The organism is Chitinophaga sp. CC14, assembly GCF_048957795.1.
Lineage (GTDB): Bacteria > Bacteroidota > Bacteroidia > Chitinophagales > Chitinophagaceae > Chitinophaga > Chitinophaga ginsengisegetis.
The window spans coordinates 937,170-951,411 of the sequence record NZ_JARBFY010000001.1 but is presented as its reverse complement, the minus strand read 5'-3'; the positions used below and the strand labels follow the sequence as shown (position 1 = coordinate 951,411).

Annotated in this window: 10 protein-coding genes and 1 tRNA gene; 5 read left to right on the top strand and 6 right to left on the bottom strand. The window is 48.2% G+C overall.

What is annotated here, in order from left to right:
• The first annotated feature begins 208 nt into the window (after positions 1 to 208).
• Both PV783_RS04035 and PV783_RS04030 read left to right on the top strand, forming a co-directional pair.
• Entirely contained in the window at positions 209 to 1,303 is a 1,095-nt protein-coding gene (locus PV783_RS04035) for a slipin family protein (protein ID WP_420987206.1), read from the top strand.
• A gap of 56 nt (positions 1,304 to 1,359) precedes the next feature.
• On the top strand, positions 1,360 to 1,569 hold the full coding sequence (locus PV783_RS04030; protein WP_079471660.1) for a YwbE family protein: 210 nt from the start codon (positions 1,360 to 1,362) through the stop codon (positions 1,567 to 1,569).
• Here the strand turns inward: PV783_RS04030 and pth2 are convergent.
• Together pth2 and PV783_RS04020 are read right to left on the bottom strand one after the other, a co-directional pair.
• Complete coding sequence (pth2, locus tag PV783_RS04025; RefSeq protein WP_079471659.1) at positions 1,566 to 1,961, bottom strand: aminoacyl-tRNA hydrolase; 396 nt, start codon at positions 1,959 to 1,961, stop codon at positions 1,566 to 1,568. The two genes, PV783_RS04030 and pth2, sit on opposite strands and share 4 nt — an antisense overlap.
• 23 nt (positions 1,962 to 1,984) lie before the next feature.
• Positions 1,985 to 2,542, bottom strand: a complete 558-nt coding sequence (locus PV783_RS04020) for a hypothetical protein (RefSeq protein WP_363432029.1) — start codon at positions 2,540 to 2,542, stop codon at positions 1,985 to 1,987.
• 96 nt (positions 2,543 to 2,638) lie between these two features.
• Here PV783_RS04020 and recD point away from each other — a divergent pair, with 96 nt between their 5' ends.
• The 3 genes from recD to recB are packed head-to-tail and all read left to right on the top strand — an operon-like array spanning position 2,639 to position 11,130.
• On the top strand, positions 2,639 to 4,459 hold the full coding sequence (gene recD, locus PV783_RS04015; RefSeq protein ID WP_420987204.1) for an exodeoxyribonuclease V subunit alpha: 1,821 nt from the start codon (positions 2,639 to 2,641) through the stop codon (positions 4,457 to 4,459).
• 45 nt (positions 4,460 to 4,504) lie between these two features.
• Positions 4,505 to 7,714, top strand: coding sequence for an exodeoxyribonuclease V subunit gamma (gene recC / locus PV783_RS04010; RefSeq protein ID WP_420987202.1), 3,210 nt, complete (start codon positions 4,505 to 4,507; stop codon positions 7,712 to 7,714).
• On the top strand, positions 7,711 to 11,130 hold the full coding sequence (gene recB / locus PV783_RS04005; protein WP_420987200.1) for an exodeoxyribonuclease V subunit beta: 3,420 nt from the start codon (positions 7,711 to 7,713) through the stop codon (positions 11,128 to 11,130). The genes recC and recB overlap by 4 nt, the downstream gene beginning before the upstream one ends.
• Positions 11,131 to 11,162: 32 nt before the next feature.
• Here the strand turns inward: recB and PV783_RS04000 are convergent, their stop codons facing one another.
• From PV783_RS04000 to PV783_RS03985, 4 genes are all read right to left on the bottom strand, one after another.
• Positions 11,163 to 11,876 carry a hypothetical protein gene (locus tag PV783_RS04000; protein ID WP_420987199.1) on the bottom strand — a complete coding sequence of 238 codons (714 nt, stop codon included), beginning with the start codon at positions 11,874 to 11,876 and terminating at the stop codon, positions 11,163 to 11,165.
• Positions 11,877 to 11,943: 67 nt separating this feature from the next.
• The gene (locus PV783_RS03995) at positions 11,944 to 13,113 is read right to left on the bottom strand and encodes a glycoside hydrolase family 76 protein (protein WP_420987198.1); all 1,170 of its coding nucleotides are present in this window, start codon (positions 13,111 to 13,113) and stop codon (positions 11,944 to 11,946) included.
• 231 nt (positions 13,114 to 13,344) lie between these two features.
• Positions 13,345 to 14,034: a dTMP kinase gene (gene tmk / locus PV783_RS03990; RefSeq protein ID WP_420987196.1), complete on the bottom strand. Its 690-nt coding sequence runs from the start codon at positions 14,032 to 14,034 to the stop codon at positions 13,345 to 13,347.
• Positions 14,035 to 14,132: 98 nt separating this feature from the next.
• Positions 14,133 to 14,206: transfer RNA gene (locus tag PV783_RS03985), tRNA-Asn, on the bottom strand.
• Between the last annotated feature and the right edge of the window lie 36 nt (positions 14,207 to 14,242).

The following is a 14,242-nucleotide window of genomic DNA, read 5'->3' as shown; positions in this document are numbered from 1 at the left end:
AGCCAGGGCTCACTGCCCAGCCACCTCATCAAAAGGATGATACCGGCAGGCTGGCAAACACCCGCAAACAGGAACTTCATCAGCCCCTTACCATCACTTAGCACTTCCGCCCTAACTGATGCCTGAGAACTGATCAACACCTGTTTCCGTGTTCACCATCCGGACACCAGCACTGGCTTTTTTATCAACACCCCCAAAATGAAAGAAAATGAAAAGAGTAACCATCAACGCCTACGAAAGGGGCCTGGTTTTTAAAAACGGCGTTTACCAGCGAATGCTGCAGGTAGGCCGCCACTGGCTGATCAACGAAGATGTAACCATCTTCGATATCAACAAGCCATTCATCGCTCCGGTAGAACTGAACATCCTCCTGCAGGATGCAGAGGTAGTCAACGCCTTGCAGGTAGTGGAAGTAAAAGACACCGAAATTGTGCTGCACTACGAAAATGGATTGCTGAAGCAGGTATTGACCGCCGGCAGATACGCCTTCTGGAAAAATATCATCGACAATAAATTTGTTCGCGCAGATATCGCTAAAATAGCGATCACTGAAAATATAGATAGATCTACCCTGTGCCACCGGCTGGTAGCACCTTACGTAAGATCTTTCAGCGTGGAAAACCACGAACAGGCCATCATGCTGGTAGATGGTAAGTATGCCATGACCCTCTACTCCGGCGTTTATTGCTGGTGGAAGAATAACATCACTATCACCATTAGTAAAATAGATACCCGCCAGTTGCAGCTGGAAGTAAATGGCCAGGAAATCCTGACCAAAGACAAAGCAGCACTGCGAATCAACGCATGGGCACAATACCGGGTAACCGATATCAATAAAGCCCTGTTGCAAAACAAGGAACATGAACGGCAGCTGTATGTACAGTTTCAGCTGGCTTTGCGGGAATATATCGCAGCCCTGAACTTCGATGAATTGCTGGAAAAGAAAGATACCCTCGCGCCGGCTATACTGAAAGCAGTAAGCACAAAGGCGGAAGTTCTCGGCATTAACGTGACCAGCTTCGGTATCCGGGATATCATCCTTCCAGGTGATGTAAAAGACATCATGAACCAGGTACTGGTAGCCGAAAAAAAAGCACAGGCCAATATCATCATGCGAAGGGAAGAAACTGCCAGCACCAGGAGCTTGCTGAATACCGCCAAGCTGATGGAAGACAATCCCATGCTGTTTAAGCTGAAGGAAATGGAGTATGTGGAAAAAATCGCGGAAAAGATCAACAGCATCAGCGTCAGCGGAAACGGTGTACTGATAGATCAGCTGCGGCAAATCTTCATCTCTAAATAAAAAAGGTGGGTCATCGTATGATCCACCTTTTTTAGAAAATCCATAGCTTTGCAGTTATGGACGGACAATATAGAAAAGATATCTACCCTGGCCTGGAAGTGGCCATCATCCTGAAAAAAGATCAACGCAGCGGTAAAAAAACCTATGGCATTGTAAAGGATCTGCTCACCTCTGCCGCTTATCATTCCCGCGGTATCAAAGTGCGCCTGGAAGACGGACAGGTAGGCAGGGTAGTGGAAACAGATGTGGTAGGAGACGAAGACTAAAGCAATTTCAGATCCTTCGTGATCCGGTCTATCTCCTCGTTTGAATTAGGCCCGATGGCACAACAGGTTTTGGTGGGCACACCACCAAATTCTGTTAACCCCGAATCCGTGATCAATGTAGCATTCAGCCCATCTTCCACCGCCTGCTGGTACACCCGCTCCAGGTCTTCTTCAGAATCTACCGACAAACAAATCTTTGTAAACCCCTTCGTCATCCACTCCGATACCTCTTCCGGATTCCTGATATTGGTTTGCAACGTATGCCCGCTGATGGTGGCATGCCGCGTTAAAAAAGCAATCGAAGCATGGGCGCCCTGTGCAATCATTTTTCCTTTGCGCATGTTCAGATCCTTGCGCATCACTATTACCTGCTTAACTATCCTGGATGACATATCTCACTGTTTAAGCAGCTAATTTACAAAATTACATAGCCAAAGTTGATGCGCACACTGGGATATACCGAATTACTGTAACCATCGTCCGTCACAAAGGAAACACCGAAGCGGCCTTCAAAACTAAAATGACGGCCCCAGCTGCGCTGCATCCCCCACGCGGGTGTAAAAACAGTCGTACCCCGGGGAGAATAATAGTCCGTAGTCGTAATAGGACTGCCCTGGTAGCCTCCCGTGAAACTGAAAAAATTTCCGGCATTATTATCTATCCGCTTATTCCGTTCAGCCCGCCGGGCAATACCATAGTACTGCCTGAACTCCGCCGAAAAAACCGGATAAAGCGCAAACTCCCATTCTTCTCCTAAATAGCTACCATTAGAATAGGAAACTCCCATTTCAATTCCCGCTTCCAGGTTAAGGGTTGCATATTTTAACAAACGCAATTCGTAATTTGCATTAACGCCCACCAGGGAAATATTTGCTTTCAACTGACCTGGTTTTCTCCAGAGATCTTCCTGAGCGCTGGCATGCAAACAAATAAATAAAAAAATAGAGCTAAGGGTTAGCAATTTCTTTGTCATAGTGTATAGAAAATAGGTTTAGAATCCCCGCAATATATAGTGTTTCAGGGAAGCAGAAAAAGTTGTACTTTAATCTTTTCAAGTGTCCGGATAAGAATGCGAAACATACCCACCTTAAATGATGTACACCAGCAATTTGCCGAGTATTTTGATATACCGGCGCTGAAACCGTATGCTTATCTGTTATCAAAGAAAGGTAGCGAAGGACACATCTGTCTTCATCTCGATAAAATAGCCGCAGAAAAAGACAATCTCCCGGAGTCTTACCAAAAAATAGAAACCAGCAACCAGCTCCTGGAAAGCATTCCACTGGTAGGTAAACAGGGCAACGATAAACAACCCTTTGTGATTTACCAGAACCGGCTGTACCTGCAACGCTATTTCCGGTATGAAACAGAATTCCTCCAACGGATCCGCGATTTCCTGGTAAAGGAAAAAACACACCTGCCCGAAAGGATTGCCCTGCTGCAACAACAACAGCCGCTGATCAGTAAACTGTTTGCCGGTACCGCCGGCAGCGGTGATAATAACGATCCGGCCGACTGGCAGCTGGCAGCCGCCATCACCGGCGTATTGAATAATTTCACCATCATCACCGGTGGCCCGGGTACGGGAAAAACCACCACCGTTGCTAAAATACTGGCTATCCTGTTTGCTACTGATCCGGCGCTGAAAGTAGCGCTGGCAGCGCCTACCGGTAAAGCCGCCGCCCGCATGGCGGAAAGCCTGCGCAATACCACCATCGAAGTAGATGCGCACATCACTGAAAAGTTCCGGCTGCTGCAACCGGCTACCATACACCGTTTGCTGAAATCTATCAACGGCAGCCCATACTTCAGGCACAATAAAGATAATCCGCTCAACTACGATGTAGTGATCATCGATGAGTGCTCCATGATAGACGTGGCGCTGTTTGCCAAACTGCTGGACGCCATCCATCCGGACACCCGCCTCATTTTGCTGGGCGACAAGGACCAGCTGGCCTCCGTGGAAGCCGGCAGCTTGTTCGGAGATCTCTGCCAGGCACAGGAACACCTGAACCGCTTTACTGCCAGCCGCCGGCAGCTGATCAACAGTTTTATGCCGGAGCAAAACCGGCATATCCCCGCTACTGCAGAACAAAACGATGATCATCACCCTTTGTTCCAACACCTCGTGGAACTGAGGCGCAGTCACCGTTTCACCGGCAACAAAGGCATTGGTAAATTCAGCAAGGCCATCATCAGTAATAATATACCGGTAATTACTTCTTTCTTTCCGCCTTCGGCAGATGAACAGGTAATCGTTGACCCGGAAGCTTCGGTACCACTGTTCGAAGACTTCATTGCCGGCTACGCTGCCTTCATCGCAGAAAAAGATATTACCACCGCGCTCAAACTCCTCAACGCGCAACGTGTACTCACCGCCGTGAGAGAGGGCCCGCAGGGATTATACGCCGTCAACAAACAAATAGAAAAATATTTATCCGATAAAAAACTGATCACCACCAATACGGAATTCTATGAAAACCGCCCGGTGATCCTTACCCGTAACTATTATGAACATGGCCTATTCAACGGCGACACCGGCATCATCCGGGCAGATGAAAACGGAGTACTCCTTGCCTGGTTTGAAGACAGTACCGGCGCATTAAAAGCCGTGCTGCCCGGTTACTTAACCCAGGCAGAAACCGCCTTTGCCATGACCATCCACAAAAGCCAGGGCTCCGAATTCGGGGAAGTACTGGTACTGTTGCCGGATACCACCGATGTACCCATTCTCACCAGGGAACTGCTGTACACCGCTGTAAGCCGCGCAAAAAACAAAGTGTATGTACAGGGAACGCCGGAGGTAATACTCATGGCAGCAGAACGTTTCGTGGAAAGAGCCTCCGGCATCGCCTCGAGGTTCAGGGAAGTGAATACAGCAGTAAATTAAATCATCTGCTTCGGGAATGGCGGAGTACAAACAAAGAACTTATCAATGGCATTGTTTTTAAAAGTTTCGAACTCACTGAACAGTTTATCATCCGGGCTGGCACAAAACCTCCGCGATGCAGGCAACAGCGTGTTCCAACCTCACTATATCATTACCCAAACGGAAGGGATGAACAACTGGCTGAAACTTCAGCTGGCCAACCATCTGGGCATTGCAGCCAACTGCCGCTTCATGAAGCCCAACGACCTGCTCTACCAGTTGTACGTAGTGCTGGGCGGTCCGCATTCGGAAGTGCTGTCCCCGCAAAACCTCAGCTGGCTGGTATTTAAACTGCTCGGCCAGGAAGAATTCATCGCCAAATACCCGAAAGTTGCCGCCTACTATACCGCAGAAGAATCGGAAAGTGACCTGAAACGTATGGCCCTCGCGGAAAAAGTAGCCGACTTATTCGACCAGTACCAGGTATACCGCCCGGAAATGATCCAGGCATGGACCTTTACCGATACCCCGGAACTGGCCACCGCCGGATGGCAGCACTGGCTCTGGGTAAAAGTAAAACAACTCTCCGGTGGCTCGCTTCCGGATAAAACCATCGTAGGAAATTTTATCCTCGACGCGCTGCGCAGCAACAGTCCCAAAACAGGATTATTAACCCGCATGCCGGTAGTACACCTGTTTGGCTTGTCCATCATCACCGCCTATCACGTAAAAATCCTGCATGAACTGTCGTCTTTTATAGATGTACATTTTCATATCATCAACCCTTCACCGGTTGTATTCTGGTTCGACGACCGCAACGAAAAACAACTGGCCCGCTGGCGGCAGAAAGGACTCAAAGACATCCAGGACTCCAAAGCCGGCAACGCCCTGCTCACCGGCTGGGGACGGGTTATACAGGACAGCTTCGGCCTTTTCTTTGCATACGATGCCTTCATCAACGCCTATGAAGAAATTGATACCGTGGAACCGGAACCGGATAGCCTCCTGCATAAAATACAACACGATATTTTCACCGCAGCAGCCACCACGGCCGACCGGCAGCTGATCACACCACAAGATATCAGCGATGGCTCCATTACTATCAACGCCTGCTACACCGTAGCCCGCGAAGTGGAAGTACTCTACAACTACCTGGTACACCTGGTGGCGCAGCGGAAAGAAGCATTATCTCCCCGCGACATCGTGGTAATGGTTAGCGATATAGATGCCTATGCACCCTATATTAAAGCCGTTTTCAACAACGCGCCTTATACCTTCCGGTATACGATTGCAGATGAAAGCTACACCGACAACGACAATCTCTTTAACGCCCTGCACGCCATCCTCACCATGAATGAGGAGAACTTCAAATCGGAAGCGGTGATGCAGTTGCTCGACTTCTCCTATATCCGCAAACGCTTTAACCTCCAGGACCCGGTACTCATCCGCCGGATCATTGAAGCCGCCAATATCCGCTTTGGCATCAACGGCAGCAAAAAGGAAGAAACACATTTCGTAAGCTGGCAATACGGCATCCAACGGATTATGTTTGGTATTTGTATGAGTGGGGAAGAAGAATACGGCCTCGGGGAAGACAGCTTCTTCCCGCTGGATATTACCGAAGGTAGCGACGCACACGATGTAATCCGCTTCTGTCATTTTGCGGAAGTGCTGATGTCCTCCATCCTCGACAGGCGGCGCCCACGCACCATTGTGGAGTGGGTAGCCTACACCGAAAGGGTGTTGCATAACATTGTATACGAACCGGTAGACGATATTGATGAAGACTACAACACCCTCATCAAACAACTCACCGCCTACAACGCGCTGAATGAATTTATGAGTGAAAAAGTAACCTTCGAAGTGTTTAGCCACAGCTTCCTGGATACGCTCACCGGCAGCACCCGCGCAGGATTGTTTGTGAACGGCGGCGTTACTTTCTGCTCGCTCATCCCCATGCGTAGTATCCCCTTCAAAGTGGTAGCGCTGATGGGACTGAACTACAATAAATTTCCCCGCCGCGAGAATAAGTCGAGCTTCAACCTCATGGAAAAAGACCGGCAAAAAGGCGACCGTAATGTGAAAGAAAATGATAAACACCTGTTCCTCGAAACCCTGCTTTCGGCAAAGGAATACCTGTACATCAGCTATATCGGGAAAGATGCAAAAGATAACACCGACCTTCCGCCATCCGTGCTGGTAGATGAACTGGTGGATTATATAGAAGCCGGCACCGCAGCGCCGGAAGCCGTGCGCAGCGAGCTGGTTACGTTACAACCTTTACAAAGCTTCAGCAGGAAATATGCCGGTACCGACAGCCGTCTTTTTTCCTATCTGAGCAATAAGGACACCGGCAAAAAAACATATCTCAACGAAAATAAAATTACTACTCCCTTAACCTTTGAAGAAATTACCCTGGAAGAACTGATCAGCTTCTTTAAAAATCCTTTCCGGGCCTACTACAACAAAGTGCTGGGCATCCGTTACAACGACAGCCAACTGCTGCTCAGCGAAACAGAGATCTTTAGTTTGAACAGGCTGCAGCAATGGTCTGTTAAAAATGAACTGCTCCCTGCAGCCGGCGATAAAAAGAACACGCTGCAAACCACGCTGGTAAAGAAAGGTAAGCTGCCGCTCCGCAATATGGCCGCTGTTGCCATACAGAAAATGGAAGAACTGGTAGTACCCGTACGCAGCCTGTATGAAGCCGTTACCAAAGGTGCAGAAGAAAAACGCATCCCCGTTGAATTAACGGTAGATGACAGTATGCTGAAAGGAAATCTGCGGATCTTTGATCAAACCCTGGTACAGGTATCGTGGTCGAAGAAAGAGAGCAAATACCTGGTAGAAGCCTATCTCCGTTATCTTGCAGGAAAAGCGGCAGGCGTGGTAACAGACCTCTGCTATATTTCCGGCGCTAAAAAAGAAGACGCTTTCCAGGCAATTCCGTTAACACCTGAAGAAGCATTAAGGCGGTTAACAGAAATTGTAAAAGTTTATAAGACAGGCTTCAGCAAAATAATATCCTTTTATCCTGACCTGGAGATCACGGAAAAAGAATGGCTCTCCATGGACCTTAAAAAATTCAGGGATAAAATATCCGGGATGATCGACCGGCAGGAATCGCCGGACCCTTATCTTGTACAGGTATATGAACAGGGATTTTTTGAGAAAGAAGAAGCGCTGACCGGCTACCTCGATATTTATGAGCTGCTGATATTGCCGTTAACAACCTTGCTGCCGGCCTATTTAGAAACACCAGATAAAGAGAAATGATCGATAGCATTATATATAAACAGTTTGACGCAGGTACCGTTCCGCTGGAAGGCAGCAACCTCATTGAGGCCAGCGCCGGCACCGGTAAAACGTACTCCATCGCCATACTGGTACTACGGCTGATACTGGAACAAAAGCTGTCTGTCAAAGAAATCCTGATGGTTACCTTCACCCGCGCTGCCGTGGCAGAACTGGAAGAAAGGATCCGGCTGTTCATCCGGCAGGCATACAAAGTAAGCCGCGGACAGGAAATCAGCGATCAGAAAATCATGGACCTGGTGTTCAGCGTAATCGACTTCGATGATCCACGCCCTGTACAACAGCTCCTGCGCGATGCCATCCTGTTGCTCGATGAAACTTCCGTACTTACCATTCATGGCTTCTGCCAGCAAACACTGAATGAATTTGCATTTGAAACCAACCAGTTGTTTGGCGCCACCATGGTGCCCGATCTTACACCGGTCATTGAAAACGAACTGAATAAATTCTGGCGAAGAAATGTAACTACGCTCAATGCCAGCCTGCTGGAACAGATCTGGGAAGAAGATATGAAAACGGAGATGCTGAATGTGATCAAAGAACATCTCAGCGGAAAAAAATTCCTGGGCTACCGGGAAGATACTCCCGATGATATCAGTGAAACCCTGCAGGAGCAATGGATGCAGGAGCTACAGCAGTTAATGGCAAAAGAACAGGAAGCCATTGAAAATATGTACGCCGGTATAACCGCCAACAGCGAGCGTCTGGCAGCAGCCTGCGCAGCCAACCGGCACACCAAAAATGACTGGCCCGATTTAATTGCGGAGCCAGCAGAACTTGTCAGAAAAATAAAAGCCAAACGAAAAGAGAAAGCAAAATTTATTGACGCTGTTTTCCCGGAGCTGCTGGCAGAAATAGATCAGGTAGAAGCGCTTACCAAACAACTGGAAGAGCATCAACAACTGATCCGCCGGCAGGTATACTACGCCGCTATAAAGGAAATCAGCGAACAGGTACGCGCCTTCAAGGAACGCAGCAACATGATGGGATATGATGACCTCATCAACAACCTGCATACTGCGCTCGTAAAAAACAACAACGAAGAACTCATTGCTTCTTTGCAAATTAAATACAAGGCCGTTTTCGTGGACGAGTTCCAGGATACCGATAAAGAGCAGTTCGAGATATTTGACCGTGCCTTCGGCCAAAACACCATCCTGTTCTACATCGGTGACCCCAAACAAAGTATTTACGCCTGGCGCAAAGCAGATATATTTACCTATTTCAACGCACGCAACGGGGTACAACATGTATACGACATGAACCAGAATTTCCGGTCGTCGGAAAATATGATCCGGGCCATGAACGTATTCTTTGAACCCACCCCGGGCTTCCCAACATTTGATTTCGCGGAAGAAAGCGACAGCATTGATTATATACAAGTACACAGTCCTGATAACAACAGGAAAGGCTACCTCTATAAAGGCAGTACACCGGAAGTGCCGATTGAAGTGATTGCCTGCGATAAAAAAGAAACTATCTGCAACAGCGTTGCCGCACAAATTGCGCAGCTGCTGCTGGATAAAAGCTACCGCATTGAAAATAAAGAGGGCGCCCGCTCCATCGTACCATCAGACATTGGTATCCTCGTGCGCACCGGGCAGGAAGGCAGGGACATTAAGCATGCACTGGCCAAACTGGGCATCCCCGCCGTTACCATCGACGAAGCAAAGGTGCTGAGATCCGCTGAGGCGCAGCAATTGCTGCACCTGCTCGAAGCAATGGAAACACCGGACCGTTCGTCCATCAACCGCGCATTGCTGGGGTCATTTACCGGCTATAACAGTCAAACCATCCTGCAGCTGGACGATGAAACCATGCTGGACCTGTTTGGCAAATACCGCACACTATGGCAGCGCGATGGCGCGTATACTGCCCTCATGGAGTTTATTGCAGACTTCAGCGTACGCCAGGTGTTGCTCGATGGCCATACTGAAAACGGTGAACGGATCATCACCAACCTGTACCAGCTTTCCGAACTGGTACACCAGGTCCAGAGCCGCAAAAACCTTTCTATGCGTGATCTCATCTCCTGGCTCAAACGCGGCATCGATGGCATGACCACCGAAGGAGATGAATACGCCCAGCGCGTGGAAAGCGATGAAGACGCCGTAAACATAGTAACCATCCATAAAAGTAAAGGGCTGGAATACAAAATAGTGATGACGCCTTTCCTGGATTTTGTAGAGAAATCCAAAATTGAATTTGTAAGTTTCCGCGATCCGGCTACCGGCGACTACCTCGGTACGCAAAAAGCCCTGCTCACAGAAGAGCAACTAAAAGCCTACCAGCACCAACAGGAACAGGAAAACCGCCGCCTGATATACGTAGCCATTACCCGCGCAGTATATAAATGCTATCTCTTTAAAAATACTTATTACGCTTTTAAAGATTCTTCGTTGTCTGTTTTCCTGAAAGCGCTGGCCGCTGAACCGCCGGATGCTTCACTGATACAGCTACAGGGACCATTGCCGGAAGTGCCCACAGAAAACTACCGCCAGCAGATCAACAAAGGCCAGCTGGCTGTGAACCGCGCGCCGGTGTCCTTTCATTTGCAGGAGCAAAACTGGCGGAAGATGAGCTACACCATGTTAGCAGCAAAAGCCGAACACCAGCCACGGGTGCGTTCTTTCCAGCAACCCGACCCATACGATAACTTTATATTTACCACGCTGCGCAGGGGCGCTAAAACCGGTAACCTGCTGCACTTTATCTTTGAAAGTATCAACTTCTCCGATAGCAGTAAATGGGAACACTGGCTGGAAGAAGCCATCCGGAAATTTGTACCCGGCCAAAGGGAAGTATATCTCGAACGGCTCAACGAAATGCTGCAACATGTAATGTACTCCACGATACATATTGATGGCGCCAGCTTCCAGCTGGCATCGGTGGGGCGGCAGCAGCGACTGGCGGAATTTGAATTTGATTTTCCCGTGCCGGTGTTTAAGTCGAACCTGCTCAATAATTTGTCCGACGACCAGGTAAGTGTGAGTGTAAAACGGTTTTCCGAATACAGCAACCAGGAGCTGGAAGGCATCATGAACGGGAAAGTAGACCTGTTTTTTGAACACCAGGGGAAGTATTATATCCTCGACTGGAAATCGAATTACCTGGGCAACAGCGTGGCCGACTATGATGCGGCTGGTTTAGCGGCAGCCATGAACGAAAACAATTATCATCTCCAGTATTTTATTTATACGGTAGCGGTAAAAAAATACCTGGAAAGCCGGATCCCTGGCTTTAATTACGAGAAGCAGTTTGGAGGTGTTATCTATTGCTTTGTACGTGGTGTAAGGAATGTAAGTGGGCAGGGGATATTTACCACCAAGCCGGATCTTAAAAAGATAAGATTGCTGGAGTCATTACTCACAAAATAAAAAGGCTGGTCTTTGCGGACCAGCCTTTTTACTTATGGCTTTTTAAAGATGCTTTCATCTACCGGTACATTATTCTCCAGTTTGGCGATGTTAATTTTTATGCCAACAGGATCTTGCAGGATAGCGGTGCCATAACTATAGCCATCGGCTGTTTTCAGGAAATTGCTGATGTCTGTTACCAGGTTCATCTGCTGTCCCTGAATTTCCAGTGAATTGGATGTTCTGAGAACATTACCTGTTACCGGGTCTACAAAGCACGTAGTAGCGTTGCCGTTAGTATAGGTAACTTTCACTTTTGCAAGTTTAGCTCCATTTACGGTGTCGGGCGCCAGCAGTTCCAGCTTGTTACCTTTCTCATTGTAACGATAAAAATCACCGGTCAGATCCAGCTGTTTGCCCATCGCTTTGATGGTGGCGGAGTCCATATCTTCCGGATTAGTTTTACCCATCACAGGCAACTGCACCCAGCCACCGGCATTGGTTAACACCTGGATGTTGGTAGTACCCATCGCTTCAAATTCGAGGCGCATGGCTTTGTCCTGCAACACCCATCTCTTAAAAGGGAAGCTCATTCCCTGCATTTCCATTGTGCCCTCTGCGTACTGGCTTTTCAGCACTTTCAATTTTTCGGGGCCACCGAGTGCTGCCACGTTTTTATTAACGATATCCGTCAGGGTTTGTGCCTGTGTGATGATGCCTGAAAATATTACGAGCAACAGCAGTGCGATTCTTTTTGTGTTCATCATAACCGTTAGGTATGGGTTTGTTTCACACAAATTAATTATCTCCCGCAATAAAAACAAAAGCTGGAAATTAAAACAGCCAAACACCATTCATCATAGCGATGCCGCAGGTAGTTTCAAATGAGTTCACGTAATTATCCGGGGTTCTGTGCCACCACTGGCCCCACATCAAACCATTGGAGTTGCGGTAGTTCCAGGCTTCCGCCGCGTTGTAGTTAAGCCAGGCGGCGTAAGTGCTTTGATAACTATGGTCCTTTACAAACTTACAGGCCCAGCGGGCGAAGATGGCTTTGAAGCCCTGGCAGTCGTCGGTATCGTATTCATCCGGCAGGAGGCCCTGTGCATTGCACATGCTGATTTTCGTATAGTCCATTGCTTTAGCCGCCATTGCTTTGTAGTTGTCGGAGGGGTAGGAGTTGTGGAGCATGCTGCAGGCGCCGATAAAGGTGCCCTGTGTATAAGTGCGGGGTCCTTCGGTAATTACGCCGGCGGCATTCATAGCGCCTTTCACTTCGCCGGTGCCGGGTACATATAACTTGGTCACCATCCAGTCGACGATTTGTTTGGCTTTGGTTTTATAGGCGGCATCGCCGGTGGCCTGGTAGAGGTACATGGCGCAAATGGCTGCGGGTGCGTTTACGCAGGCATTTTTGGTATTGTTAGCGGTGGTCCACCAAAGGCCGCCGCCGAGGTTGGTATCCCATGCGCGGTTCCACACCATATCGAAATTGTTTTTGGCCATATCTTTCATGCCGCCATCATTGGTGATCTGGAAGGCGCGGATGCACATTAATGCGCCCCAGATTACGTCGTCGTTGTAAATGTTGGAGGTCCAGAGCAAGCCATAGGCATCCCGCATGCCGTTGTAGAGGTACACCATCTTATTTTTGAGATCCACGTCGTTGTTGATGTTGTACGCATCAATCAGGGTTTCGATGGCTTCTGCCTGCCGCCAGAAATCCATCCGGCCGGTTTGGTTTACATCCGAATAATAGTAGGCTTTAAACGAGGGGCCATAGGTGCCATACTGGTGGTAAAATGCGTTATTGTAGCATTGCATGGCCAGCAGTGCTTCAGATTTTACGGGTTGTACGGAGTTAATTGTTACCCCGTTGGAGGTAGTACTTTTAAGCGTATTTTCGGAAGATTTGATCATTTCCGGTTTCTTACAACCGGTAGCCAGGAATGCCAGGAGGAGAACTGCCATGCAGGTGCCGCGGAAAAGCGTTTGAGTTTTCATGTTTTTCAGTTTTGTGGAATAAAAAGATGTCAGTTTTTCAATATGCTCAGCCAGTCGTATATAAAGCCGTATAACGCAATAGGGGGAGGAGCCTGCGCGCTCATAACAGTGGAACCGGGTTTGCGCAGGTGCTCACATACGAGGACAGGTAAATAACCGGTAATTACTTACAACCGGTGAAAATATTCTTTGGGAGATGCTAGCGGCGATGGCTACACGAAAGTGGGGATCTTATAACTGCACCTGGCTATTAACCAGCTGAATAATTTCTTCGTGAATTTCCTGTATGGGGCGCATCTGTGCAGCTTCATTATAGCAGGTGATCCTGTTAATGGTTTTATCGGCTGATAGCAGTGCGTCGTATTCCTTTTTCACAGCGAGCTGCAGGGAGAAATCTGCTTCGTGGATATCATCCTTTCCCTGGAGATATTCCCTGTCTTCGTTTGCGCGTCTTTTAGTCAGCGCCGACTCTGTAAAAGAAAACGGTACATCCAGGTAAATGGAGAAACGGGGTTTGGGGATCTTATTATAGTTGTATTCAAATTCATTGATCCAGTTGCGCAGGTATTGTTTCTCATCCTCTGTATGGAGTTTAGCGCACTGGAAAGCAATATTTGACAGCACGTACCTGTCTACCAAAACAAAATAACCATCGTTCAGCCATTGGTTGATGGTAGCTGCAAATTCTTTACGGTCTTCCGCAAACAACAGGGCTACCAGCTGCGGGTGTACATTTTTCACGTCCCCGAATTCGCCGCGGAGGAATTTAGCAATGAGTTCTCCAAACACTCCCTGGTTGCTCCGGGGGAAATGCACAAATTTGGTTTTCTCATTTTTTGACTCGAGGTATTTTGTCAGCAGGTCTATCTGCGTTGACTTCCCTGCGCCATCTAAACCTTCTACCGCTATAAATTTATCCATTATGGAACGATTGTTAATCCGGAAGTTAAAGAAAATACTTCGTGGCTATTGCACGGCTTCAAATAAAAAGAGCCTGGTAAAACTACCAGGCTCTTTTGCTCCCCCTGCTGGACTTGAACCAGCGACCCTCTGATTAACAGTCAGATGCTCTAACCAACTGAGCTAAGGAGGAGTGTTTCCCGTATCGTTTGTGCGATTTGGGATTGCA

Excerpts from the sequence above, each read along its gene's own strand:
- PV783_RS04035 (WP_420987206.1), top strand. The coding sequence starts at position 209 with ATGAAAAGAGTAACCATCAACGCCTACGAAAGGGGCCTGGTTTTTAAA.
- PV783_RS04030 (WP_079471660.1), top strand. The coding sequence starts at position 1,360 with ATGGACGGACAATATAGAAAAGATATCTACCCTGGCCTGGAAGTGGCC.
- pth2 (WP_079471659.1), bottom strand. The coding sequence starts at position 1,961 with ATGTCATCCAGGATAGTTAAGCAGGTAATAGTGATGCGCAAGGATCTG.
- PV783_RS04020 (WP_363432029.1), bottom strand. The coding sequence starts at position 2,542 with ATGACAAAGAAATTGCTAACCCTTAGCTCTATTTTTTTATTTATTTGT.
- recD (WP_420987204.1), top strand. The coding sequence starts at position 2,639 with ATGCGAAACATACCCACCTTAAATGATGTACACCAGCAATTTGCCGAG.
- recC (WP_420987202.1), top strand. The coding sequence starts at position 4,505 with ATGGCATTGTTTTTAAAAGTTTCGAACTCACTGAACAGTTTATCATCC.
- recB (WP_420987200.1), top strand. The coding sequence starts at position 7,711 with ATGATCGATAGCATTATATATAAACAGTTTGACGCAGGTACCGTTCCG.
- PV783_RS04000 (WP_420987199.1), bottom strand. The coding sequence starts at position 11,876 with ATGATGAACACAAAAAGAATCGCACTGCTGTTGCTCGTAATATTTTCA.
- PV783_RS03995 (WP_420987198.1), bottom strand. The coding sequence starts at position 13,113 with ATGAAAACTCAAACGCTTTTCCGCGGCACCTGCATGGCAGTTCTCCTC.
- tmk (WP_420987196.1), bottom strand. The coding sequence starts at position 14,034 with ATGGATAAATTTATAGCGGTAGAAGGTTTAGATGGCGCAGGGAAGTCA.